This window comes from Mesorhizobium sp. CNPSo 4661, assembly GCF_057784215.1.
The window spans coordinates 319,179-341,493 of record NZ_JBWGIO010000003.1 but is presented as its reverse complement, the minus strand read 5'-3'; the positions used below and the strand labels follow the sequence as shown (position 1 = coordinate 341,493).

Below are 22,315 nucleotides of genomic sequence, written 5' to 3'. Positions count from 1 at the left end.
AGTTGCTTTGGTCAAGCTTCATCTATGGAGGTTGTCATGGCAATGATGGAAGCAAGAAAGAGCCTCGACTGGATCACCTTGGTCCTGGCGATTTGCCTGTTTATCTCCCCCTGGGTCATCGGATTCACCGCAGCGATGGTGCCCGCGTGGAACGCCTGGATTGTCGGCGTTCTCCTCGGCGCGCTGGCGCTGGCGATGTTTTCGGTGTTCGCCGAGTGGGAAGAATGGGTAAGTTTGGCTCTCGGGCTCTGGCTGATCGTGTCGCCCTGGCTTTTGGGCTTCAAGGCTGACACGCACGTCATGACCACGCATGTCGCTCTCGGCGTGCTGGTGGTCGTGGCTTCGGCCTGGGCCGTCTGGGACTTCCGTCATCCCCACGCGCATGCGTGAGCGGTGACTGAACGGGAGCCCGCCGCGCGAGCGGCGAGCTCCTGAAACTGGCAGGAACATTTTTGGGGCATCGGGCTAAAATGCAGCGGCGTCTTCACGCAATTGCTGCAACCGGAAACCTTTTCGTGCATTCTTGGGAATGGCCTCGATGTTCAACTCCGACACCCCCGCCAAATGCTGCTCCTATTGCGGCGGCCGGGACCATGATTTCGAGGAATGCCCCAAGCGCAAGGCCGATGCCGAGAAGGAAGAGGCGGCACGCGTCGCCAAGGCTGCTCGTGCAGAGCCTGGCTTCACCACTGATTTTCATCCGTAGTGTTCCCTCGCGCTCTCTCAGCCTATAGGCGCGCCGGGATCTGACTTTTTCTGGGATGGTCGCAGAACGGTGCTGATCCGGTCTATAAGTCCGGACGGGGGTGCGCGGGTGGCGGACATCATCTCGATTGGAACAGGCGCGGAGCCTGCCGGACGGCTGTCGGCGGGGCGCTTGCGGCTGGTCGCCTTCACGGCGATCGCCGCCTTCATGATCGCCGGACCCGCCGCGGAGCAAATCTTCGGGGTGCAATCGCCGTGGCTTCGCTCCTGGACCATGTTCAGCGCGATCGGGCTGGGCGTGATCGACGTTTCCTTCGAAATCCGCCGGCCGGACGGCGCGCTTGCTCCGCTCGACCGGTTCGCGATGCTCGGCGTCCCTCGCAACGGCAAGCTGAAGTGGATCCAGAACCGCGAGGAACTGGCTTCCGTCATCAAGCGGCTCTGCACGGTCGCCGGGCAGGGCGCCGATATCCGTGTCCGTGCCCGGCTGGGCACGCGCAGCGGCTGGCAGACCATCCATACCGATGCCGAAAATGCCTGCGCCGAGTGACGCCGCCAGCGACCGGTCCGGCTTGCGCTCGATGCAAGCTTTTGCCCGGCGCTTTGCCGACTGGGCGGTCGGCACCGAGGGCTCGTCGCGGCCATCCGCGTTGATCCGCATCGGCCTGGCCATGCTGTTCTGGTCGCGCTGGGCAGGCGAGTTGCTGCTCTATATGGACCAGTCGCCAGCCGGCCTGTTCCTGGCGGCCAACTTCTTCGTCGCCACGACGCTGCTCTTCGTCGGCTATCACAGCCGCGCCGCCGCCGTCTGGACGGGCGCGGTCGGGCTGGCGATGTACCATTACTTCGGCTTCGAGCTCGGGCGCGAGCCCTGGACCCACCACCATACCTATCTGCTGGCCGTTGCCGCGTTGCTGATCGCGCTCACGCCTTGCGACCGCTCCTATTCGCTGGACCGTTACCTGGCGGTGATGCGCGCCGAGCGCGCGGGCCTTCCGCCACCGGCGGAGCGCGGCAATCTGTGGGGGCTGCGGCTGATCGTGGTGCAGCTCTCGGTGCTTTATTTCTTCGCCGCCTTCGACAAGTCGAACTATGCCTTTCTCAGCGGCGCGAGGATCGAGCAGATCTTCCTCTGGTTCTACGCGGGGTCGGACTATCCGGCCGGTCTTGCCTGGCCCGCCACCATGGTGTCCGTCGCCGTGGTCGCGCTCGAATATTGCCTTGCCCTTGGCCTGCCGTTTCGCGCGACAAGGCGCTATCTGGTCCTGCCGGGCCTGGCCTTTCACGCCATCATCTATCTGACGCTGCCGGTCTACACGTTCAGCGCCACCATGGCGTTGCTCTATCTCGCCTATTTCGATGCGGATGCCGTGAGCAAGGTCCTCACGCGTCTCCAGGGGACCGGATCGACAGCGACTGCCAAAGGGGAAATTTCGTGAAGCGTGATTTGTTGTTTTCGGGCGCCGTCGTCGTCGCGGTCGCTGGCCTGGCCGTGCTCTGCGGCTCGGCGCGCGCCGGCGGCGCTGCGGACTATTATCCCAAGCGCGCGTGGGGTTCCTTCGAAGGCGGCCAGATGAACACATCGCTGCTGGTGTTCCGCGACCTCAACAGGAACGGCATCTACGATCTGGGCGACCGGCCGATGTCGCGCGTCGCTGTCGAACTCGACAAGCCGAACGGCAGCACCATCATGCGATTGACCAATGCCGGCGGTTTCGCCAACTTCCGCATGTCGGTCATGCAGCGCGACTTCGAAGTCGTCGATCCCGGGCACTACGCGTTCCGCGTCGTGCCTCCGCCAGGTTATTCCGTCACCACCGGCAACGCCTCGCAGGAAAGCGACTATGTCGTTTCGCCGGGATCGCCGGGCGACATGATCGCAAAGACCACGACGCACCCGGTCGGGCTTGCGGCGGATCTGACGATCAGCGGCGCGGTCGCCGCCGGATCGCGCGTTTCGCTGACAGGGCCGGACGGCGTCAGCGCCGCCGCCCATGTCGGTCCGGACGGGCGTTTCAGCGCACCCGTGACACCAGGCGAATGGCTGGTTGACTTCGCGGCCGGCGACGCGACTGAGCGGCGGCATGTCGTCGTCGGCGCGTCACCGGTGGTGCTCTCGGCGTTTTCGGGCAAAAGCGGACCCGCCGAGAAGCCGCTGCCCCTGGAGCATGTCGTCGGCTTCGACGACCTGATGACGTCGCCCGGCGTGTTCGAGGTTCCGTCGGGCTATGGCGGGCTGAACTGGTACAATCTCGTTGCCATGCACCAGCGCTTCACCGACGGTCCCGGCTACACCAACACGACCATGTCGGGCGAGTTCATCGCGTACAACAGCTCCGGACATCCTGCGCAGGTCTTCAGTGACAAGCCGTTCGATTTCACCGGCGCCTATTTCGGCGCCGGCTGGGACGACGCGGAGGGCGAGACGCTTGTTCTCAAGGCCTGGCGGGGCGATGAGCTCGCCTATGAGGATCAACTGGTGCTGTCCGCGAACGGTTTGGTCTACTTCGCGGCCGACTACCTGCGTATCACGCGGCTCGAGATCCGGACGCAGCATTACTGGCAGGCCGCTATCGACGATTTCGCTTACCGCACCGGCCCATAAGGGCGGGCGGAGAGCGACCGCTGCTTCAGCAAGAAGCTCGCGGCGATGCCGCGCAGGAACGGGGGCCGCCGTCCGAACGCCCGGCGGTGTCCTGATGCCCGCCGCCATGGCCGCTGGAATTGCCATTGCCGCTCGAACTGCCGCTGCCGCCGGAGCTGCCGTTGCCACCCGTGCCACCACCGCCATTTCCGCCTGCGGAGCCGCCATTGCCGCCAGTCCCGCCGCTGCCGTTTCCGGCCGAGCCACCATTGCCGCCGGTCCCACCAGTGCCGCCACCGCCGCCATTTCCGCCTGCGGAACCACCATTGCCGCCGGTCCCACCAGTGCCGCCACCGCCGCCATTTCCGCCTGCAGAGCCGCCATTGCCGCCGGTCCCACCAGTGCCGCCGCCACCACCATTTCCGCCTGCGGAACCACCATTGCCGCCGGTCCCGCCACCGCCGCCATTCCCGCCTGCGGAGCCTCCGTTGCCGCCGTTCCCTCCGTTGCCGCCCGCGGAACCACCGTTGCCGCCATTGCCCCCATTGCCACCTGCGGCCTGAGCCAGAAGAGCACGCTTGGCCTCCTGCAACATGGCTTGCGGATTCATCGCCTGGTGGAAACCGTCTCCCGGCTCCGGTGGTGCCGAAGCCGCGCGAACTGCCATGGTGGTCGGCAGCAGCATGGTCGAGGCAAGCAGCGCCGCCGCCAGAACACTGCCGGCAAAGGAACGGCGCGCGATATCGGCATTTCCCATGACGTTGAAAACCCTCAAAAGCCGCGCCGACCGCCGCCCGGCAGGCTCCGCACCTGTTTTGATCGAGACGATGTTGGTCACCCGCGTACCCCCGTCCCAACGTATAGACCGGTTCGACGCCCGTTCTTCGACCGTGCCAGAAAAAGTCAGGACCCGACGCCCGACGTTGCGGCTGGTGTCCGCGGTTCGATCCGGCCGAGGGGTGCCGTCCGGCCGGCGTCTCAAATCATTTTGGCGCTCGCCTTATCCCCTCAACGCATGCGCCGCCGCGTCGGCGAACGAGATGTCGCCCTTGATCTCGCGCATCGCCATCGAAGTGACGGTACGGCGGACGCCTGGCAGCCGGCTGAGCTCCTCGCGCAGCATCCTGTCCAGCGCCCTCATGTCGACGGTGACGATCTGCAGCAGATAGTCTGCCTCGCCGGTCGTGGCGTAGCAGCGGCGGATCAGCGGGTGTTTCTTCACCGCCGCCTCGAAGGCGTCCGACACTTCGAAGTCGATCGACACCTGGATGAAGGCCTCGATGCCGAAGCCGATCGAAGCGGGATCGACGCGGGTGGAATAGCCGCGGATGACGCCTTTATCCTCCAGCGCCTTGACCCGTTTCCAGCACGGCGTCTTGCTCAAGCCCACCGCTTCGGCGAGCTCGCCGAAAGAGATGCGCGCGTCGCGCTCCAGGGCCGCCACGATCTTGCGGTCGAGCATGTCCAGCATGATTCGTTCTCCAAGGTTCCTCAAATGACGATAGATCGTCCTCCAATTTCGAAAGATTGGATAACAGAAAGGAACAATGTTCAAGCCGAAAGTGCTATGCTTGGCACCTGCCGAACATGCCCGCGCGAGGAGATGAGCCATGGACAAGACGGACTATCACGCCCGCATCGAGACGCCCGAGATGCGCGATTACGGCGTCTACCTGCAATGCGACAAGCTTCTGACCTGCCAGAAGCCGCTCTCCGACATGGTCAACGCCGACGAGCTGCAGTTCCAGATCGTGCACCAGGTCGAGGAGCTTTGGATGAAGCTCATCGCCTACACGCTGGTCGATGTCCTCGACCATCTGGAGAAACAGGAGACGCACCGCATCGTCACGCTGATGGGCCGCGTGCACCGGCTGATGCGCATGATGACGGCGCAGCTCGATCTCCTGGAGACCATGTCGCCCAAGGAATACCAGCAGATCCGCCTGCAGCTCGGCAATGGCAGCGGCCAGGAATCGCCGGGCTTCAAGTTCCTGCTGCGCCTGCCGCCGGACCTCTGGAGGGCCTTCAAGCATGCCTATCTCGACGGCCGCGGGCTGACCGTGCAGGACATCTATGATGAGCATTACGACCACGGCGACGCTTACGTCGTCGCCGAGGCGCTGATCGAGTTCGACGAGCTGTTCCAGAAATTCCGCGCCAACCACCTCTATCTGATCCACCGCTCGATCGGGCTGGGCGCGAAATCGCTGAAGGGCAGGCCGGTTGAAATCCTCGAAGGCGGCGCCCGCCACCGCTTCTTCCCCGAGCTCTGGGACATCCGCTGCGACATGACCGACCGCTGGGGCGCCGAATACGGCACCGTGCGGGATTCGATCAGCCACCCGCCACAGGCGAAAGCGGGGTAGGGCTCCCCCTTCTCCCCTTGTGGGAGAAGGTGTCGCCGAAGGCGACGGATGAGGGGTGCTCCAGATGCCACCAGCGTCTCACTCCGCTGGAACACCCCTCATCCGTCTCGGCGCTGTCGCGCCGATCCACCTTCTCCCACAAGGGGAGTAGGAGAGGCGCGGCGTCCCGCCTCGCATAATTTTCCCCGCCCCCTGTCGGAACCATCCCCCTCCGTCCGTCCTTGGGGCATCGACCGCTTCAACAATCCGGAGGGAAATTCGTGGAAAAACACTCAATCGACCTGGCAAACCGTCGCCATTCTCATCGCCCGCCTGATCTTCGCCGCCATGTTCGCGATGGGCGTCGCTTTCAAGTTGATGGATATGGGCGCCACCGCCGGCTACATCGCCGCCGCCGGCTTCCCGTTCCCGCTGTTCCTGGCCTGGTGCGCGGCGATCCTCGAAGCGCTGCTGGTGATAGCCTTCCTCACCGGCGCTTATCTGACACCGTTGGCGCTGATCGGCGCGGTCTATGTCGTGTTCCTGGGCTTTGCCTTCCACGGCCCGTCGCACTGGACCGCAGACCAGGCCGAGTTCGGCGCCTTCATGTCGCATTTCCCGTTCGCCGCCGGGCTGCTCTACGCCGCCGTGCATGGCCCGGGCAGCGTGCTGGCGCTCAAGCAGGGCTGGCCGGGCCGGGCGTGAACTCTTCCTTCTCCCCGTTGTACGGGGAGAAGGTGCCCGAAGGGCGGATGAGGGGCAGCGCTAGCATTTCAAGGCAAAGGCACCTCCCGCCACACCTCACATCTGGTCGTTATACGGCTCCTTCATCTGGCCCACCATGCGTGCCAGCTTGGAGAAGGACGGCATGTCCGCTTCGGGCTGGCACTGGTTGGCGAGCTCGAGCAGGCGGATCGGGAAATTGATGGCGTCGCGGTTCGAAGCGGAAATCGCCTCGGAGCGCTCCTCGCCGGTCTCGCCGGCTTCGGCCTTGCGCAGCGCGATATCAATCTCCTCGACGCTGAGCACGCCTTTCTTGACGAGCACGTGATTGATCGCTGCGACGGCCATCAGCAGGCCCTCGAGCTGGAGATTGGCGACGTTCATGGCGTTCCTCCCATTTGACCTCGCCTCAAGAACGCATGAGGGGCGTTTCCGATCCGGGCAGGGGGAAGCCGACGCGGATCAGGCCTCCATCCACCGCTCGCCATATTCGCTCCAGAGCTGCCTGATCTCGCGGTTGCCGAGCGGCGGCGTCTGGCGGTCGCCATAGAAGACGGCGACGGCGCTGAGGTCGTACTGGCCCTCGGCCTGGGCGATGAAGCGGATCGCTTCGCCGAGTGGTCTCGAATGGAAGATCGGATCGGCCTGGCCCCGGCCAAGGCTGCGAACACCCGAAATGCTTGCAGGCACATGCCGCATCCGAAAGACGGATGCCATGGCAGGTCTGTCCATGCCGCTCTCCGCGATTCCCTTGGGGAATGATCCCATAAGCCCCGGCTAATGACCAGCCCGGGGCAACCGGCCACAGCAATGGGGCAGGTACGGCACAACCTTGAAAGGAAAAAGCCTGGTATCGGGAAGAGAAAGGCCGGGCACGACGGCCCGGCCGTTCCTCCGCGCGGCCGCAAGGCAGCCTTCGCTACTACCCTTGACCATCCTGGCGTATGCGGCCAGGGCAGGTAATCTTATCGGTGCCAGCGGCGCAGCCAGTCCGGCTCGGGGTCGGAGCTTCGACTGATCGCCATGCCGGCCAGCAACCCGACCAGGCCGCCGATCAGCATCGCGGTCGAGAAGGTGCCGGGGTTCTGCTGCACCGTTTCCGAAACACTTTGCGCCTGGGTACGCAATTGGCTTGCCGCGCGCGACGCTCGGTCGGTGGCGCCGGTGTAGAGGTTCGAAGCGCGGTCGGAGGCGCCGCTGTAGAGATTTGACGCGCGGTCGGCCGCGCTCCGATACCAGCCTTGCGCGGTCTCGGCGGCTTCCTCCGCCTGCTCGGAAAGCGCGCGGTTCAACCGGCTCACCTCGCGCTTCAGCTCGGCGATCTGCTTCTTCATGGCGTCTTCGGATGCCTTGGAAGAGCGCGTGCTGCCGCGCGAAGCGGCGCTGCGCGACGCGCCAGTGCTTCGCGACGCCGCGCTGCGTGGACGGGCAGAGCTCGTCGTCGATGTTCCGCTGCCGTTCGCTGCGCCGCCGGTCGTGCTTTCGTTGTCTGCCATGGGTTTTCTCCTTTTCGCCGTTGAAACGGCCGGCAAGCCGCATGGTTCCGCCCGAAATCTTGCAAAGGGTAGAGGGTGTTGGCCTGCTTACCAATGGCCGCGGAACTGGTTCCGCGGCCATTGCGCGTGGTGATGTGCCCAAAGCCTACTTGCCGCAATTCTTGTCGTTGACGTTGGGCTGCATCGTGCCGGCGGTCGTACTGTTGGCATCGCCCTGTGCGCCCTGCGGGTTGTTCGAGCAGTTCTTGTCGGCGTTCGAGTTCATGTCGCCGCCGGTGACGCTGCCGGTCGTGCCGGTATCGGGTGCGGCCTGGTCAGGCGACGGATTGGCCGGCGTCTTGGGGTCGACGGTGATGGTTTGGCCACTGCCGCTGCCATCATTTCCGGCGGTGCCGGTGCTCTGGGCCATCGCCGCCGTGGCGAGGCCGATGGTCAGGGCGGAAGCTGCAAGAATCCTCGTAAGCATGATCTTCTCCTCTGTTGCGAGAACCGTCGTCTGTCGCGTTGCGACTAAAGGTGGAACCCATCGGACCAAGGTTGGTTCCGACAAAATTTCGTTCGGCGTTCGGCTGATGGTTCAATCTGCGGCTGTAGCGCGCGGGTGTTTCGCCGATGTTGGTTGGCAGGGCAGGTTTCCGGAAAATAGGAAAATGTACCTAGAGGCTATTGCCCGGTGACGGCAGCTATGCTACTATTTTGTCCATGGTGCTGATTTGCGCCAACGACCCGCCGCCCGGCGGGTTTTTGTTTTTCACGCCGTCCATTCTTTCGAGAGCTGAGCGCGACGGAATGCGACGCTTCCAACATTTTGCTGAGGCCCGGATGCCACGCTACGCCACCATCATCACCGCCGATGACGGCGCCGAAATCGTCAGCGCCATCGGCGAATTCGAGAGCGCAAGCCTGCCGCAGAGATCAGGCCGGGTCGAACAGGTCGCGCCGGGCGTGCGCATTGGCATGGTGCGCGGCGGCACGGTCGATGCGGTTGCTGGCTTCGGTTTTCCGCGCCAGGGCCTTGGCCCGTCCGCGGTCCGCACGGTCACGGCGAAGCTGAAGGCGGCGGAGGCGGCTACTGAAGCCCGGCCCACCAAACAGGCCGGCGCAAAGCCGCGCAGAAAACCGGCGCGCAAGGTCCGCAAGCCAAAGGCGGCGAAAGCCGTGCCATCGCAGGCGGCCACTCATGGCTGACGACAGCAGGCGCCGCGGCGGCGAGAAACGGGCAAGCCGAAAGCCAAGAACGCCTCAAGCCGGGGCCGCTCCGCCCATCCGCCCGAAGCGCCCGCGAAAGACGCTGGTCGGCGATTTCGCCGCCGCGCTGCGCGCCGACTTCCGCGTTCATGGCGCCGGCGTCATCGCCGCGGTGCGGGCCGAAAAACCGGAGCAGTATCTGAAGGTCGTGCTGACAATGCTGCCCAAGGATTTTTCGGCCAAGGATTTCTCGGACGGTGTCGATGCCAAGCAAAACAGTCTCGAGCAGCTGAGCGATGAGGAGATCCGCAACCGCATCCGCCGCTTCGAAGCAAACCTCCGGCCTTTCCTCGAAGGAGACAAAGACCTCGAAGGAGATGCTGACCTATCTGGCTCTGCTGGGCGAACTGGACCGCCGGCATCGTCGTAATTGCCTCGCGGCCTACAGACCCTACGAAAGGCAGGCTGATTTTCACGCGGCAGGCGCAATGAACCGCGAGCGCCTGTTCATGGCCGGCAACCAGCTCGGCAAGACCAGGGCAGGGGGTGCCGAATGGGCCATGCACCTGACCGGCCGCTATCCAAGCTGGTGGGTGGGCAAGGTGTTCGACCGGCCGGTGCGGCTCTGGGCCGCCGGCGTCACCGGTGAGGGCACGCGCGACAACCCTCAGCGCGTGTTGGTCGGCCCGCCGCAACAGCAAAGCGAATGGGGCACCGGCATGATCCCGGCCGATGCCATCGCCGACGCGGTGATGGGCCGCGGCGCGCCGGGAGCGCTGGACAGCGTCGTCGTGCGCTGGGGCGGTGGCGGCGATGTCCAGGCCGGCGAAAGCGTGCTCTCCTTCAAGTCCTACGAAAAGGGCCGCGAGAAGTGGCAGGGCGAGACGCTGCACGGCGTCTGGTTCGACGAGGAACCGCCGCTGGATATCTATTCCGAGGGGCTGACGCGCACCAACGCCACGGATGGCATCACGATCGTCACCTTCACGCCGCTGCTCGGCATGAGCGACGTGGTGCTCAGGTTTTTGACGGCGGAGGCGGTTCAGGGTTTGGGTTCCTCGCCCCCGCAAGGCGGGGGAGAGGTGGCCGCGCAGCGGCCGGAGAGGGGGTCTTCGTAGGGCGACAAGCTCTACGAATAGCTTTTCGCTCCTGCTTCAAAAGTCGGCGCTGCCCCCGCTCCGTCGCGGCTTCGCCGCGCCACCTCTCCCCCACTTGCGTGGGGCGAGGAATCCGAGCTTCGCGAAACCGCGCCGAAACCATGATCTGCGATGCCGCTTTGGTTGCAACCGAAGGTCGAGTAGCTTCCGACCGCGATCCGGAGCCGACATGCGACCGATACCCAACCTGCTTCTTCTCTGTACGCTGCTTTCGGCCTGCTCCGGCTCCAGCGGCGACTGGCGCGCCGATGCCATCGCTGCGGCCGAAGCCAGGATGCGCGGCCTGATCAATAATCCCGCGGCGACTTTCTCTCACGTCGATCTCACCGGCGACAGCGTGAGTGGCCAGACCTGCGGCGTCGTCATAAGCAAGGTCGGCATCTTCACCAAGGAAGTGCGCTTCATCGTCTATATCGACGGTGCCGGCCCTTACGTCGAGCCGGGCCTTGGCTCGTCCATGTCGCAGGCCGATTTCGACTGGGCCTGGAAGAACGACTGCGTCAACGAGGGCTATAAGGGCTGAGCTTGTTTCCTCGCCCCGCGCGAAGCGGGGGGAGAGGTGGCCGCGCAGCGGCCGGAGAGGGGCTTTCGTAAAGCGACAGGCTCGGCGAATAGCCACCAGCTCTCCCATCAAAGCCGGCGCCGTCCCCTCTCTCCGCCGCGGCTTCGCCGCGCCACCTCTCCCCGCTCTCACGGGGCGAGGAACTGGAGCTTGCCATGTCCCGACACGTCACCTTCATGACCATCGACGATGCCGGGCATTACACGCCCGAGCAGCGTGCCGAGATCATCGCGGCCTATCGGACATCGTCTTCGAGGTGGTGGTGCGGCGGTTCAAACAGGCGCGGGAGGATTGAGCGCGGCGGGGTCGAAGCCGCGCAGGCATATTCGAAACATTGACGGGCAGATGGTCCACGCCGGATACTTGGGTGCCTGCGTCAGCCGTTAGCCCGCTCGAGCCGCTGGAAGAATCCGGCCGCAACGCCTATCTATGGTGCAAATCCAAAGGAGGTGTGACATGGTTTCTTCCACCGAACGCGCGGTCCTTGCCGGCGGCTGTTTCTGGGGCATGCAGGATCTGATCCGGCGCCTGCCCGGCGTGATCTCGACGCGAGTGGGCTATAGCGGCGGCGATGTCCCCAACGCCACCTACCGCAACCACGGCACCCATGCCGAGGCGATCGAGATCAACTTCGATCCGGCCAAGACCAGCTTCCGCACGCTGCTCGAATTCTTCTTCCAGATCCACGATCCGACGACAAGGAACCGCCAGGGCAACGATATCGGCGCGAGCTACCGCTCGGCGATTTTCTACACCAGCGATGAACAGAAGCAGATCGCCGAGGACACGATAGCCGACGTCGAAGCGTCGGGCCTGTGGCCCGGCAAGGTCGTCACCGAGCTCGCCCCGGTCGGGCCTTTCTGGGAAGCGGAACCCGAGCATCAGGACTATCTCGAGCGCTATCCCAATGGCTACACCTGCCATTTCGCGCGGCCGGGCTGGAAGCTTCCGGTCCGCCAGCATGCGGCCGCGTCATAGTCAGCGACCGGGCTGTTTGACATAGCTTTCAAGCGCTTTGATCCGCCCGCCATGCCGGAAGGCATGGCGGGCTTTTTTGCGTTCCAGCCGGTCGTCCCGGACGGGTGGGCCTCAGCCCTTGGCCCGGCGGCCTTCGTGTTCGTGGCTGCCGATCCAGTGGGCGCGGATGCGGTCGCTGGCTTCGAGATAAGCCATGTCGATCAGGTAGGTCAGAAGCTTCTCGCCATCTGCCTCCGCCTTCTGGCGAAGTTCTCGCAAGATCCCCTGCGCGAACTGCAGGTTTTCCATTTTGCTAGGCTGGTCCATGGGTGCCCCCAAAAGTCGGTGCGGTAAGTTTGGCTCACTATGCTTGTACGAAGATTGTCGCTTTGCTCGCGGTGAAGCTGTACCCGGTTGCACTGACGCTCGATCAGCGAACCTGTTGGACATCGCGCGGAAATGTCGATATTTTACGCGCCCAATCGGATGGCGACCATGCACGAAGACGAGGGCAGCACACCTGACAAGTTGCAAGCCATGCTCGATGTGATTGCCAGGAGCGAGCCCTCGAACGAGACCGGGCAAGCCGATTTCGGCCGGTTGAGAGCCGACGCCGCCAAGGCCGCCGGCGTGCTGATCGAATTTTATGGCGATGCGGCCCTGGATCGGGCCAAGCTCATCGAGCGCCGATCGCCCCAGTCGCATTTCGCGCGCATGGTCGCGGCTGAAGTTGGCAGGCGCGGCAAGCGGCCTAGAAGCTAACCCGGGAACGATCGGCGAAAGCTGCTTCAGGACGATCTTCGCCTCCCCAGCCCTGCGCCAAGCCGTTGCTCCACCTCTTCCTCGATGTTGTCCAGAAGATAGGACAGCATGTCGTGTCCGATCGATCGCGCTATGTCCTTGGCCTGCCCGACATGGTTTTGGATCTCGCGCAGAGCCTGCTCCTCGCACTCGGCGTCATTCGTCAGGTCGACGAACCAGCCTGGATAGAGCGCTGCCTCGCCCACTCCGTCGACGTAGCATTGGCCGACGGCCAGGATCTTGCGCAACCCCATCTTTTCGGAATGGACCCTGTAGACCTCCCTGAACCCGGACTTGCGCTCCACGGCCTTACGGATAGCCAACCGAACCCTTGAGCGGTCGTCCTGGTCGATGCTTTGCATGCATCGTTCAAGCGAAGCGCCATGGGAGAACTCGTCGAGTGTCAGACCAAAATAATCTGAAAGATTGGCATCGCCATAGACGCGGTCGCGCTTGATGTCCCAGGTCCAGAACCCGTCGATCGGTGGATACCGCATATGCATGTTGCGGCCGTGTTCAGGTGCCGACGTCATGAAAACCGCCCCGTCCGGCTTCAAGATTCGACAGCACTATGTAGCAAAAAAAGAAAGAAACAAAGATGGCCTTTTGTACAAGGCCGGAAGTCATAAGGCTTGCTGCCGATGGCATTTCGGAATGTCATATTTGATATAACCAGAAGGAGGCCTAAGAAAAAATTTCTTGAGCCGAAAGAATTTTTACTTTGGTATTGCAACCGCAGCTTGGTATTTCACATGGTAAGCGAAGCGGACAAGCAGGCAAACAATCCCGGAGGTTGTATTTCCGCAAGAAGCATGGCTGAAAATTCTTATATTTTGTAAAACGAATAAAACTCTTTGCGTGCTGCTGTGTGGAACCGGGCCGGCTTAACGGCCTCACGCGCATCGCAAAATGCTAACGTCAGCTGATTGGCCGGCAAACCGACCGGTGGTTGAAAAATGCGAAACTTCGAGAAAAGTCCGCGCATATCGGTCCACGGCCGGGAGTTTTTCCGGACGCGCCGGAGGCGCCGTTGGACTGAAGGTCGTTATCGTTCCGACTAAAGTCCGCCAAGATCTCATCCTAGGCGGACATTTGCTGTGGCTCCGGGTTAGCTTCAGCGCCCGCGGGCGAATCATCAGCGATCCGGTCATGCTCGAACTGGCGCGCCGCGGGGAGGGCTTGCAACCAGGGCTCGCGGCGTCCGATCCAGAGCTCGTAGCTCGGCACCAGCCCTTCGGTTGGCGCAACGTCCAGGCTGCCGATCGTGACCTCGGCCTCGTCATCGCCGACAAACGGAACGCGGCTTCCGCAGGTGGGGCAAAAGCTGCGGGTGCCGTAGCTGCTGGTGATGCCGGTGGCTTCGAACGCTCGGAGCGGCCATACGGCGTAGGCGTGGAAGGCCGATCCGCTTGTCTTGCGGCAGTCCTTGCAGTGGCAGAGGCCGACCCGGAGCGGTTCGCCAGTGACCCGGAACTGGACGCCGCCACACAGGCAACTGCCGCTGCGCGCGATTTCAGGCATTGCCGTTCCTCCTGCGGTCATGCACAGAGCCGCGTTTCTCTCGCGCCCGGCAAGTCCGCTGCTGGCTGCTAAAACCCGCAAGAGGTTGCAATGGTTCCGCGCCGGCGCGCAAGAAGCATCGTTCAGTCGGGAAAGTTGATCGGCTCCTCGCACCCGAGAGACGCGGCACTCGCCGTCCCTGGTCGGAACCGTCGTCGAGACAGGCCCTTCCGGCCAGTCGCATTCATTGCCGAATTGCCGAACGAACCGGTCATAGGTATCCAAACCCGTGGTCAAGACCACGGTATGATCGCTTTTGCCAGCTGCGAAATGGTTGCAAGCGGACCGCGCCCCGCTGATCGTGGCGTCCGAGAACAGAAGTCGGCTTCGACGTCGGCGGAACATGCGCGCGGCTTGCGAGTTCACTTTCTCAATATCAATGCGCGGGATCGCACTGTCAGAGAGAGAGGAAGAGACCATGGGCCTCGGCACGATTATCATCATCATTCTTATTCTCGCCTTGCTTGGCGGCTTCAGCGGCCTTGGCGGCGGACCTTTCTACGGAACCGGTTATTACGGCGGCGGCGGCCTCGGACTTGTTCTGGTTATCGTGATCATCCTGGTGCTGCTCGGCCGCATCTGACAGCCCACGGCGCAAACAAGCCTCAGGGTGTCGCCAGCGCATCCCTCAGCTTCGCCGCCAGTTGTTCCAGCGTGAACGGCTTGGCGATGAAGTGCACATCGTGGTCGAGCACGCCATTATGCACGACCGCGTTGCGGGTGAAGCCGGTCATGAACACCACTTTCAGCGAGTGGGAATGGCCGCGTGCCTGTTCGGCAAGCTGGCGCCCGTTCATGCCCGGCATGACGATGTCTGTCAGCATCAGTCCGATGGCCGCATTCTCGCCCAGCTTGCGCAGCGCCTCCTCGCCGCTGGCGGCCTCGACGACGGTGTAGCCGAGCTCCAGTAGCGCGGCGGCCGTCGAAGCGCGCACGCGGGCGTCATCCTCGACGAGCAGGACGGTTTCGGTGGCCGGGACATCTCTCCTACCAATTGCTTTTGGTGGCGCTGCCGCCTCTTCCGGACCGGTGAAACGCGGAAGATAGATCTTGATCGTCGTGCCTTCGCCGGGCTCCGAATAGATTTTGACGTGACCGCCTGATTGCTTGACGAAGCCGAACACCTGGCTGAGTCCGAGCCCCGTGCCTTTGGCCACGGGCTTGGTGGTGAAGAACGGCTCGAAAGCCTTCGCTATTATGTCGGGCGACATGCCGGCTCCTGTGTCGGTCACCGCAATCATCACATACTGGCCGGCCTTCACCTCCGGATGCGCCGCCGCATAGGCTTCGTCGAGAAAGCAATTGGCCGTTTCGATGGTGAGCTTGCCCTTGTCGTCCATGGCGTCGCGCGCGTTGACCGCCAGGTTGATGATCGCGTTCTCGACCTGGCTCGGGTCGGCATGCGTTTTCCAGAGTCCGCCCGCCAGCACCGTCTCGATCTCGACCGTATGGCCGAGCGTACGGCGCAAAAGGTCCGACATGCCGGTGACAAGGCGATTGGCGTCGACGATCTGCGGCGCCAGTGGCTGCTGCCTGGAAAAGGCAAGCAGCCTGGCCGTGAGATTGGCGGCGCGGGCCGCGGCGTCGGCCGCCGCCTCGACAAAGCTCTGCACGTCATGCTCGCCGCGGGCGAGCTTGCGCTGCGCGAGGTTCATGGCGCTGGTGATGACGGCTAGCATATTGTTGAAATCATGCGCGATGCCGCCTGTGAGCTGGCCAACCGCCTCCATCTTCTGCACCTGGCGAAGCTGCGACTCCGCCTTTTCACGCGTCTCGATCTCGCTGAGCAGCGCCGCGTTCTTGGCGCTCAAAGCGTCCTGCGCCGTTGCCACTTCCTGGAAGCGACGACTGGATTGGCGGATCGTGTAGATGGCGAGCAGGAAGATGCCCAGCAGCGCGGCGAACGAGCCGGCGCGCAACCAGCCTTCGATTTGCTCCATGCGCTCCGCGCGGGAAGCAAGGCTCGCGCCGTCGATGCGCCGGATCGCGTCGATATTGGCGCGGATCTGGTCCATGTCCAGCTTGCCCCTGCCGCCGCGCACGATGTCCAGCGCTTTCGCCGAGTTGCCCGTGTCGTAGAGCCTGATCGTCTCCGCGAGCTCGGCCTGTTTGCGTGCGAGCGCATCCTTGATGCCGACGACCAGCTGCGCCCTGTCGCTGCCTGCCGGAAACATCTCGTCGATGCGTTTGAGCAGCGCCGGCAGCGCTTCGACCGCATGCTGATATGGCAGCAGGTAGTTCTTTTCGCCCGTCAGCAGATAGCCGCGCTGGCCGGTCTCGGCGTCTTGGGCGAGCGATTGCAGGCTCGAGAGCAACTGCTGGGCTTCGATCGCTTCTAGGCTGGCGTCGCGGTCTGCGATCTGCGTTTCGGCCAGAATGGCGCGCACGGCGATGATCAGCGCGACAACGGCGAAGCCAGCAAGGAGCGGAAGCGCTTGCCATCGCAGGGCACGTCGCAATCGGACAATCATTGCTTTGTCAGGCCTAAGGAAACCGTGAAATTCGCCAAGTGGTAGGCGGCGGCAAAGCGCAAGGCAATAGTCGGTTCGTAAGGCAACGATTGCAGCAGGCGAGGCAGGCCTGGCTATGTCAAACTTTGATGATCACGGCCTCGGCAGATGCCAGGGTACGGGATGGCGCTTCGGCGTTTGCGGCCGGACGGCGGCAGATCCATTGAATCCTGCTAGTCCTCGCGCCCGCTGCATTCGAGGCAGGCGATGCTGTGTCCCGGGCAACTCAGCCGATGCGTGCCTCCCGGGCAGCAATGGCCGTTCGAGCTCAGCCAGCGGGCGCAAACGAAAACTCTTTTGGCCCCATGACAACGGGAGCATTCCTGCGGACGCATCAATTCCTCCCATGACGGGACGCGATGTTCCGCTTCAACGACCGTGTTCATCCGTTTAGTCCCCAACGCCTGGATTATCGGTCACATATGTTAATTCACTATTCTTTACATTAGGGTTTATGAATGTGAAAGCCATGAAGGCGACATAAGGCTTTCACGCGCTTGCGTGCTTTCCCTTTGCGCTGCCCTTGTTAAATGTGGTGCCGCCCGAGCGTCGACAGATTCTGGCGGGCAGGGCAGGCAACGGGAATATCTTGCAATGACATGGACCAGCGCGGGCGCGCTTTTCATCCTGGTCGCCACCTATGCCGGCGTCGCCGTCGGCCGCATTCCTGGCCTGCGCCTCGACCGAGCCGGCATCGCGCTGCTGGGTGGCGCCGCGATGATCGCCATCGGCGCGATCGGCATCGAGGATGCCTACAAAGCCATCAATTTCGACACCATCACTTTGCTGCTCGGCATGATGATCGTCGTGGCGCATCTGAAGGTCTCGGGAGCGTTTCGGGCGCTCGGCGGCTTTGCCATCGAGCATGCCCATGCGCCTTTCATGCTTTTGGTGATGGTGACGCTGTTGACCGGCGTGCTCTCGGCTTTCCTGGTCAACGACGCGATCTGCCTGGTGATGGCACCGATCGTCGTCCACGTCACACGGGTCATCAACCGCAACCCGGTGCCTTACCTCATCGCCACCTGCACGGCCTCGAATTGCGGCAGCGTCGCCACCATTACCGGCAACCCGCAGAATATGGTGATCGGCGCGCTGTCCGGCATTTCCTATCCGGCTTTCACGCTGGCGCTCGCGCCGGTGGCCCTGTTCGGCCTGCTGTGCGTCATCGTCATCGTGCGCATCGTCTACCGCGCAGAATTTTCCCGCCCTGCTCAGCTCAGCCCGGAAGTCTATCGCGGCCGCATGCTGCCAGGGCAGGTGCTCAAGGCCACTATCGTCTGCGTGTTGCTGGCGATCGCCTTTTTTGCAGGCTTTCCCGTCGCCAAGGCAGCGTTGATTGCCGGCGCCTTCCTGCTGGTCACCCGGGCAATCAAGCCGCGGCGCATCTACCGCGAGATCGACGGGCCGCTGCTCTTCATGTTCGCCGGCCTGTTCGTGGTGGTGGCGGGCGCCGAGCGCACGCTGCTCACGCCCGATATGATCGCCTGGGCCAAGAACATCGGCCTCGACGATGTCTGGCGGCTCTCCGGCTTCACCGCGGTGCTTTCCAACGTCATGAGCAATGTGCCGGCGGTGCTGGCGCTCCGCCCCTTCATTCCCGGGTTGGAAAACCCGGAGCGCGCCTGGCTGGTCGTGGCGATGAGCTCGACGCTTGCCGGCAACTTCACGCTGCTCGGCTCGGTCGCCAATCTGATCGTCGCCGAGCAGGCAAAGGCGGCCGGCAAGGAGCTTTCCTTTTCCGCCTTCTTCAAGGTCGGCCTGCCGCTGACGCTGGTGACGCTTGCTGTGGGCACAGCCTGGCTGGCCTGGTTATGAGACGCTGTCCTTCGGACCACCTCGTCCGGAGCGCAGGGAGCGCTACCGGTCAGGCTTAGCTTTTGCCTGTCATCCTTGCCCGTATCAGCGTCGCGGCCGCATGACCGGCAGCAGCGACATAGTCGGGATTGTGATGGATCAGCATGCTGGAAAAGGCGCCGTCCATCAAAAGCACGATCTCGCGCGCCAGCATTTTCGCCTCGTCGACATCGTGGCTTGAAAGCGCGCTTGCCAGCCATTTTTCGAAATTGGTCTTGTGGCGTGCCCCAGCCTTAACAGCCGGATGTCCGGGCGTCGCTGCCAGCTCGGCCGCCGTGCGCAGGAAGCCGCAGCCCTTCCATTTGGGGTGGCGGGCCACCCGCGCCAGGTTGGTGAAGATTGCTTCCACCTTTTTGTCCGCGCCGCCCGCCGCAGCGTTGAACCAGCCGGCCATCTGCTCGAGATTGGGCTGGTCGCGGCCGTCCAGATAGGCAGCGATCAGATCGTCCTTGCTCTTGAAATGGTAATAGAGCGTGCGCTTGGTAAGCCCGGCTTTCTCGGCCACCGCGTCGACGCTGACGCGGCCGATGCCTTCGGCATAGAACAGCTTGGTAGCCGCGTCGACGAGGCGTTTTCGGGTAGGATTGGCTTCTTCACTCATCATGTAAGTATACCGACTAGTGAATATACAAGCAACCGAAAGCCTGCTCCTTATCCCGCCGAACTGCCGGAAAGGAAAAGTCATGACCGAACTTGTGCTGAGCGAGACGCGCGACCGTGTCGCCATCCTCACTCTCAACCGCCCCGACAAGCTGAACGCGCTGAATTACGCGCTGATCGACCGGCTGCTTTCGCGTCTCGATCAGATCGAAACGGACGATGGCGTGCGCGCCGTCATCCTTACCGGGGCAGGGGAGCGCGCCTTCTCCGCTGGCGCTGATATCCACGAATTCTCATTGAGCTTGGCCGAAGGCGCCGATGTCGCGCTGCGCGATTTCGTGACGCGCGGCCAGCGCCTGACGGCGCGGCTGGAAGCATTCCGCAAGCCGGTCATTGCCGCCGTCAACGGCCTGGCTTTCGGCGGCGGCTGCGAGATCATCGAGGCCGTGCCACTCGCCATAGCCAGCGACCGAGCCTTGTTCGCCAAGCCCGAGATAAAACTCGCCATGCCGCCGACCTTTGGTGGCACGCAGCGCCTGCCGAGGCTGGCCGGTCGCAAGCGCGCGCTTGAACTGCTGCTTACCGGGGATGCGTTCTCGCCCGCGCGGGCATTGGAGCTAGGCCTCGTCAACCAGGTGGTGCCGCACGGTCAATTGACACCGGCCGCGCTCGATCTCGCGCGGCGTATCGTCAGCCACTCGCAGGCGGCGGTGGCGAGCATCCTTGCCGCTGTCGCACGCGGCCTCAATCAGAGCATCGCCGAAGGCCTGCTGGTCGAGGCCGAGCAGTTCGCGCGCATGGCTCCCACGGCCGATCTGCGCGAAGGCCTGAATGCCTGGGTGGAGCGACGCAAGCCGACCTATGACGGCACATGGACGCATATCACCCGGCCGGCCGAGGCAAGACGAGAGGCCCGGCGGCTCGATCGAACGGCGAGCGGGGACATGCCGAGTGATCGGCCCAGCTCTATGCCACCGCTTTGAGGTGCGCCGGCGCCTGTGCGCGTGCTGCCGCAGCCAGCATGTCGGTCTGGGTGATCAGCCCGAGTATATGCCGGTCGCTATCGACGATCACCACGGCATGGCTGCGGCCGTCGGTCAGAACAGGCAGCAGGCTCATCGCCGGCATGTCGGGTGAAGCGGTGCCGGCCTTCGACATCACCCCTTTCACGGTGTCGGTGGCTCTTGTCAGCTCGCGCAGGCCGACCGCGCCGGTGAGCCTGCCGTCCGTGTCGACCACCGGCAAGGTGCGGATGTTGTGGTCGATCAGCTGTTTTCGCGCGTCATCGGCGGAGGCCGTTTCCGCCACGGAGATCACATCGCGGGACATGATGTCTTTGCAAAGCAACGTGCGCTGCGAACGCACCATCGCCTGCAGCTCGACCTGGCGCAGCAGGCGCTCCAGGTCGTCGCGGTCGATATCGAAGGTCTCGTCGAGCGCGGAGAGCGCCGCATCGACATCCTCGGGCCGGAAGCCGACACGCTCGGCCGGAGGCCGGTCCGCGGTGCCGTGGCCGCTGGCGGTAGGCACGTGCACATGGGGATATTTGCGCCGCGACAGCTTGTGGAAAAGGAAGCCGAGCGCAACCAGGATGGTCGAGTTCAGCGCCACGGGTAAGAAGGGAAACAGGAAGCCTGCGGCGGCAACGGCCGGTCCGCCGAGCACGCCGGTAAGCGCTGCTGCGCCGCCCGGCGGATGCAGTGAGCGCGTGAACGACATGGCGGCGATCGCCAGCGCCACCGCAAGGCCGGAGGCGATCACCGTGTCGTGCACGAAATGCGCCACCGTCACGCCGACCAGCGCCGAGATCGTGTTGCCGCCGATGATCGACCAGGGCTGTGCCAGCGGGCTCGAGGGAACGGCAAAGAGCAGCACCGCCGAAGCGCCCATCGGCGCCACCAGCATCGCGACATCCGCGCCTTTGCCCATCGCCAGCCCGCTGATCACACCGGTCAGCGCGATGCCGATCACGGCGCCGATGCAGGCGATCAGCCGTTCGCGCAGCGTGGCGCCGGCTAGGATCGGAACAAAGAGGCGGAACGCCATGGCAGGCCCTGGATCGAATGGGGTGGAATTGCGCTGCTCGCAATGCCGCTGAAACCACGGATTTGGAAGCCAAACCAATCCGTATATTCGCAGCTTGAGAGAATATTATTGCGCCGCACGCTGCGCAGGACATGCCGCCAGCGGCCTCGGCTTTCTCAATCGCGCCAAGCCTTTGCGACGGTTTGCGGATTCGGTTCGGCAATTGCCGAATGTCTTGGTTCCGGGGAGGAGTGTGTGTCCGGCGTGCGGCAACCCGCATGTGGATGATTGCTGCAAGGTCAAGCGAGGCGCTGCGCGCGCCTCGCCCTCAGGAGCCGACCGATCAAGGGGCCACCTCGATATGGCCCTTCATGTTCGGATGGAAGCGGCAGAAATAGTCGACCGCGCCCGCCGCCTTCAGCGTGACCTTGCCCGTCGACTTTGCCGGGATCATCACATCCCAGCCGCCTTTGACCGTGGCGGTATGGGCGAGAATATCCTTGTTCGCCCACACGATCGTATCGCCGACCTTGGCCTGAACGTTTGCAGGCGAGAAGACCAGCTTGTCGATCGTTATCTCGATCGTCGCCGCGAACGCCGGCGATGCGCCGAGCGCCAGCGCCAGTGCCGGCGCAAGGAGCAGCGGCCTCATTTCAGCATGCCGGCGACGTGTTCGGCATGCTGCTGATGCCCCTGGAAAATCTTGAGGCCGGTCTCCAGCAGGCTCTTCAGCTCGGCATTGCTGGCCGAGGGGATGAGCAGGGTTTCGAGCGCGCCGTTGACCTGCTTGTGATAGGCCACTTCGTTCTCGATATAGGCCTTGTCGAAGGCGGCACCCTCGAGCTTCGACAGCTTGGCGAGCTCCTCCTTGGCGGCCTTGGCCAGCGCCTTGCTGGTGTCGTTGTCCTCGGGCGTGACCTTCAGCTTCTTCACCAGGTCGAGCGCCTGCTTGTTCACCGCCTCATGGTCGCGCTCCATGTCCTTGGCGAAGTCGACGACCTCCTTGTTCTTGGATTTCTTGATCGCCAGCTTGGCCGCCTCGATGTCGATCGTGTCGGCCGTGTAGGCGATGTGGGCGATCTGCGGGTCGGTGGGCTTGTCGGCGGCTAGCGCCAGCGGCGCGGTGCTCACGAAGAAAAGGGCGGCGAGGGCGGCGGTCTGTCGCATAAACATGGCATCTCCTTCGCCCGGCGCATTGGCTTCGGGCTTCATCTGAGGTTGACGCTGATTGGATGCCCGAAGCGG

The 22,315-nt window shown here is 63.7% G+C and carries 31 protein-coding genes; 17 read left to right on the top strand and 14 right to left on the bottom strand.

Annotation, left to right across the window (positions count from 1 at the left end; translation table 11 throughout):
* Positions 1 to 36: 36 nt before the first annotated feature.
* From AC0YKC_RS06445 to AC0YKC_RS06425, 5 genes are all read left to right on the top strand, one after another.
* Positions 37 to 390: an SPW repeat protein gene (locus tag AC0YKC_RS06445; RefSeq protein ID WP_320298361.1), complete on the top strand. Its 354-nt coding sequence runs from the start codon at positions 37 to 39 to the stop codon at positions 388 to 390.
* A gap of 148 nt (positions 391 to 538) precedes the next feature.
* Positions 539 to 706 (top strand): hypothetical protein, encoded by a 168-nt coding sequence (locus AC0YKC_RS06440; protein ID WP_434722249.1) that lies wholly within the window; start codon positions 539 to 541, stop codon positions 704 to 706.
* A gap of 108 nt (positions 707 to 814) precedes the next feature.
* On the top strand, positions 815 to 1,255 hold the full coding sequence (locus AC0YKC_RS06435; protein WP_488510532.1) for a hypothetical protein: 441 nt from the start codon (positions 815 to 817) through the stop codon (positions 1,253 to 1,255).
* The gene (locus AC0YKC_RS06430; protein ID WP_488510531.1) at positions 1,239 to 2,144 is read left to right on the top strand and encodes an HTTM domain-containing protein; all 906 of its coding nucleotides are present in this window, start codon (positions 1,239 to 1,241) and stop codon (positions 2,142 to 2,144) included. Before AC0YKC_RS06435 ends, AC0YKC_RS06430 begins: the two co-directional genes overlap by 17 nt.
* Complete coding sequence (locus AC0YKC_RS06425; RefSeq protein ID WP_488510530.1) at positions 2,141 to 3,310, top strand: SdrD B-like domain-containing protein; 1,170 nt, start codon at positions 2,141 to 2,143, stop codon at positions 3,308 to 3,310. Before AC0YKC_RS06430 ends, AC0YKC_RS06425 begins: the two co-directional genes overlap by 4 nt.
* 25 nt (positions 3,311 to 3,335) lie before the next feature.
* On the opposite strand, the gene AC0YKC_RS06420 is transcribed toward AC0YKC_RS06425, so the two are convergent.
* Positions 3,336 to 4,127 carry a hypothetical protein gene (locus AC0YKC_RS06420; protein ID WP_488510529.1) on the bottom strand — a complete coding sequence of 264 codons (792 nt, stop codon included), beginning with the start codon at positions 4,125 to 4,127 and terminating at the stop codon, positions 3,336 to 3,338.
* A 162-nt stretch (positions 4,128 to 4,289) separates the two neighbouring features.
* Positions 4,290 to 4,760, bottom strand: coding sequence for an Lrp/AsnC family transcriptional regulator (locus AC0YKC_RS06415; RefSeq protein ID WP_434722254.1), 471 nt, complete (start codon positions 4,758 to 4,760; stop codon positions 4,290 to 4,292).
* Positions 4,761 to 4,899: 139 nt separating this feature from the next.
* Here AC0YKC_RS06415 and AC0YKC_RS06410 point away from each other — a divergent pair, with 139 nt between their 5' ends.
* Both AC0YKC_RS06410 and AC0YKC_RS06405 read left to right on the top strand, forming a co-directional pair.
* Positions 4,900 to 5,655: a tryptophan 2,3-dioxygenase family protein gene (locus tag AC0YKC_RS06410; RefSeq protein ID WP_488510528.1), complete on the top strand. Its 756-nt coding sequence runs from the start codon at positions 4,900 to 4,902 to the stop codon at positions 5,653 to 5,655.
* Positions 5,656 to 5,883: 228 nt separating this feature from the next.
* Positions 5,884 to 6,339, top strand: a complete 456-nt coding sequence (locus tag AC0YKC_RS06405; protein WP_488510568.1) for a DoxX family protein — start codon at positions 5,884 to 5,886, stop codon at positions 6,337 to 6,339.
* Between the two features lie 96 nt (positions 6,340 to 6,435).
* Here the strand turns inward: AC0YKC_RS06405 and AC0YKC_RS06400 are convergent, their stop codons facing one another.
* The 4 genes from AC0YKC_RS06400 to AC0YKC_RS06385 form a co-directional block, all read right to left on the bottom strand.
* Complete coding sequence (locus AC0YKC_RS06400) at positions 6,436 to 6,741, bottom strand: hypothetical protein (protein ID WP_140651970.1); 306 nt, start codon at positions 6,739 to 6,741, stop codon at positions 6,436 to 6,438.
* A 78-nt stretch (positions 6,742 to 6,819) separates the two neighbouring features.
* The gene (locus AC0YKC_RS06395) at positions 6,820 to 7,089 is read right to left on the bottom strand and encodes a hypothetical protein (protein WP_140640957.1); all 270 of its coding nucleotides are present in this window, start codon (positions 7,087 to 7,089) and stop codon (positions 6,820 to 6,822) included.
* A 233-nt stretch (positions 7,090 to 7,322) separates the two neighbouring features.
* The gene (locus AC0YKC_RS06390) at positions 7,323 to 7,853 is read right to left on the bottom strand and encodes a hypothetical protein (RefSeq protein ID WP_320298352.1); all 531 of its coding nucleotides are present in this window, start codon (positions 7,851 to 7,853) and stop codon (positions 7,323 to 7,325) included.
* Between the two features lie 145 nt (positions 7,854 to 7,998).
* Complete coding sequence (locus tag AC0YKC_RS06385) at positions 7,999 to 8,319, bottom strand: hypothetical protein (protein ID WP_488510527.1); 321 nt, start codon at positions 8,317 to 8,319, stop codon at positions 7,999 to 8,001.
* A 230-nt stretch (positions 8,320 to 8,549) separates the two neighbouring features.
* Here AC0YKC_RS06385 and AC0YKC_RS06380 point away from each other — a divergent pair, with 230 nt between their 5' ends.
* The 6 genes from AC0YKC_RS06380 (at position 8,550) to msrA (ending at position 11,738) form a co-directional block, all read left to right on the top strand.
* Complete coding sequence (locus AC0YKC_RS06380; protein WP_488510526.1) at positions 8,550 to 9,041, top strand: hypothetical protein; 492 nt, start codon at positions 8,550 to 8,552, stop codon at positions 9,039 to 9,041.
* Entirely contained in the window at positions 9,034 to 9,471 is a 438-nt protein-coding gene (locus tag AC0YKC_RS06375; RefSeq protein WP_488510525.1) for a hypothetical protein, read from the top strand. The genes AC0YKC_RS06380 and AC0YKC_RS06375 overlap by 8 nt, the downstream gene beginning before the upstream one ends.
* A gap of 58 nt (positions 9,472 to 9,529) precedes the next feature.
* Positions 9,530 to 10,159 (top strand): terminase large subunit domain-containing protein, encoded by a 630-nt coding sequence (locus tag AC0YKC_RS06370; RefSeq protein WP_488510524.1) that lies wholly within the window; start codon positions 9,530 to 9,532, stop codon positions 10,157 to 10,159.
* Positions 10,160 to 10,367: 208 nt separating this feature from the next.
* On the top strand, positions 10,368 to 10,721 hold the full coding sequence (locus AC0YKC_RS06365) for a hypothetical protein (protein WP_320298347.1): 354 nt from the start codon (positions 10,368 to 10,370) through the stop codon (positions 10,719 to 10,721).
* A 194-nt stretch (positions 10,722 to 10,915) separates the two neighbouring features.
* Complete coding sequence (locus AC0YKC_RS06360; RefSeq protein WP_488510523.1) at positions 10,916 to 11,098, top strand: hypothetical protein; 183 nt, start codon at positions 10,916 to 10,918, stop codon at positions 11,096 to 11,098.
* A gap of 118 nt (positions 11,099 to 11,216) precedes the next feature.
* A complete protein-coding gene (gene msrA, locus AC0YKC_RS06355) occupies positions 11,217 to 11,738 on the top strand; it encodes a peptide-methionine (S)-S-oxide reductase MsrA (protein ID WP_320298338.1) in 522 nt (173 codons plus the stop codon).
* Between the two features lie 111 nt (positions 11,739 to 11,849).
* Here msrA and AC0YKC_RS06350 read toward each other — a convergent pair whose 3' ends face one another.
* Positions 11,850 to 12,026, bottom strand: a complete 177-nt coding sequence (locus AC0YKC_RS06350) for a hypothetical protein (protein ID WP_167498612.1) — start codon at positions 12,024 to 12,026, stop codon at positions 11,850 to 11,852.
* A gap of 186 nt (positions 12,027 to 12,212) precedes the next feature.
* Here AC0YKC_RS06350 and AC0YKC_RS06345 point away from each other — a divergent pair, with 186 nt between their 5' ends.
* A complete protein-coding gene (locus tag AC0YKC_RS06345) occupies positions 12,213 to 12,479 on the top strand; it encodes a hypothetical protein (RefSeq protein WP_320298337.1) in 267 nt (88 codons plus the stop codon).
* A 26-nt stretch (positions 12,480 to 12,505) separates the two neighbouring features.
* On the opposite strand, the gene AC0YKC_RS06340 is transcribed toward AC0YKC_RS06345, so the two are convergent.
* Together AC0YKC_RS06340 and AC0YKC_RS06335 are read right to left on the bottom strand one after the other, a co-directional pair.
* Positions 12,506 to 13,051 (bottom strand): hypothetical protein, encoded by a 546-nt coding sequence (locus AC0YKC_RS06340; RefSeq protein WP_488510522.1) that lies wholly within the window; start codon positions 13,049 to 13,051, stop codon positions 12,506 to 12,508.
* Positions 13,052 to 13,598: 547 nt separating this feature from the next.
* Positions 13,599 to 14,039, bottom strand: coding sequence for a GFA family protein (locus AC0YKC_RS06335; RefSeq protein ID WP_434722263.1), 441 nt, complete (start codon positions 14,037 to 14,039; stop codon positions 13,599 to 13,601).
* Between the two features lie 457 nt (positions 14,040 to 14,496).
* Between AC0YKC_RS06335 and AC0YKC_RS06330 the strand changes: the two genes are divergently transcribed.
* Positions 14,497 to 14,661: a DUF3309 family protein gene (locus AC0YKC_RS06330; protein WP_320298334.1), complete on the top strand. Its 165-nt coding sequence runs from the start codon at positions 14,497 to 14,499 to the stop codon at positions 14,659 to 14,661.
* Between the two features lie 22 nt (positions 14,662 to 14,683).
* Here the strand turns inward: AC0YKC_RS06330 and AC0YKC_RS06325 are convergent, their stop codons facing one another.
* Entirely contained in the window at positions 14,684 to 16,537 is a 1,854-nt protein-coding gene (locus tag AC0YKC_RS06325) for a CHASE3 domain-containing protein (protein WP_488510520.1), read from the bottom strand.
* Positions 16,538 to 17,182: 645 nt separating this feature from the next.
* On the opposite strand from AC0YKC_RS06325, the gene AC0YKC_RS06320 reads away from it, so the two are divergent.
* Positions 17,183 to 18,406 carry an anion transporter gene (locus tag AC0YKC_RS06320; RefSeq protein ID WP_488510519.1) on the top strand — a complete coding sequence of 408 codons (1,224 nt, stop codon included), beginning with the start codon at positions 17,183 to 17,185 and terminating at the stop codon, positions 18,404 to 18,406.
* A 55-nt stretch (positions 18,407 to 18,461) separates the two neighbouring features.
* Here AC0YKC_RS06320 and AC0YKC_RS06315 read toward each other — a convergent pair whose 3' ends face one another.
* Complete coding sequence (locus AC0YKC_RS06315) at positions 18,462 to 19,046, bottom strand: TetR/AcrR family transcriptional regulator (protein ID WP_320298447.1); 585 nt, start codon at positions 19,044 to 19,046, stop codon at positions 18,462 to 18,464.
* Positions 19,047 to 19,128: 82 nt separating this feature from the next.
* Here AC0YKC_RS06315 and AC0YKC_RS06310 point away from each other — a divergent pair, with 82 nt between their 5' ends.
* Positions 19,129 to 20,028 (top strand): crotonase/enoyl-CoA hydratase family protein, encoded by a 900-nt coding sequence (locus AC0YKC_RS06310; RefSeq protein WP_488510518.1) that lies wholly within the window; start codon positions 19,129 to 19,131, stop codon positions 20,026 to 20,028.
* Here the strand turns inward: AC0YKC_RS06310 and AC0YKC_RS06305 are convergent.
* From AC0YKC_RS06305 to AC0YKC_RS06295, 3 genes are all read right to left on the bottom strand, one after another.
* Positions 20,012 to 21,091: an HPP family protein gene (locus tag AC0YKC_RS06305; protein WP_488510517.1), complete on the bottom strand. Its 1,080-nt coding sequence runs from the start codon at positions 21,089 to 21,091 to the stop codon at positions 20,012 to 20,014. The genes AC0YKC_RS06310 and AC0YKC_RS06305 overlap by 17 nt on opposite strands.
* Positions 21,092 to 21,413: 322 nt before the next feature.
* Positions 21,414 to 21,722, bottom strand: coding sequence for a cupredoxin domain-containing protein (locus AC0YKC_RS06300; protein ID WP_488510516.1), 309 nt, complete (start codon positions 21,720 to 21,722; stop codon positions 21,414 to 21,416).
* The gene (locus tag AC0YKC_RS06295; protein ID WP_488510515.1) at positions 21,719 to 22,243 is read right to left on the bottom strand and encodes a DUF4142 domain-containing protein; all 525 of its coding nucleotides are present in this window, start codon (positions 22,241 to 22,243) and stop codon (positions 21,719 to 21,721) included. Before AC0YKC_RS06295 ends, AC0YKC_RS06300 begins: the two co-directional genes overlap by 4 nt.
* Positions 22,244 to 22,315 lie beyond the last annotated feature (72 nt).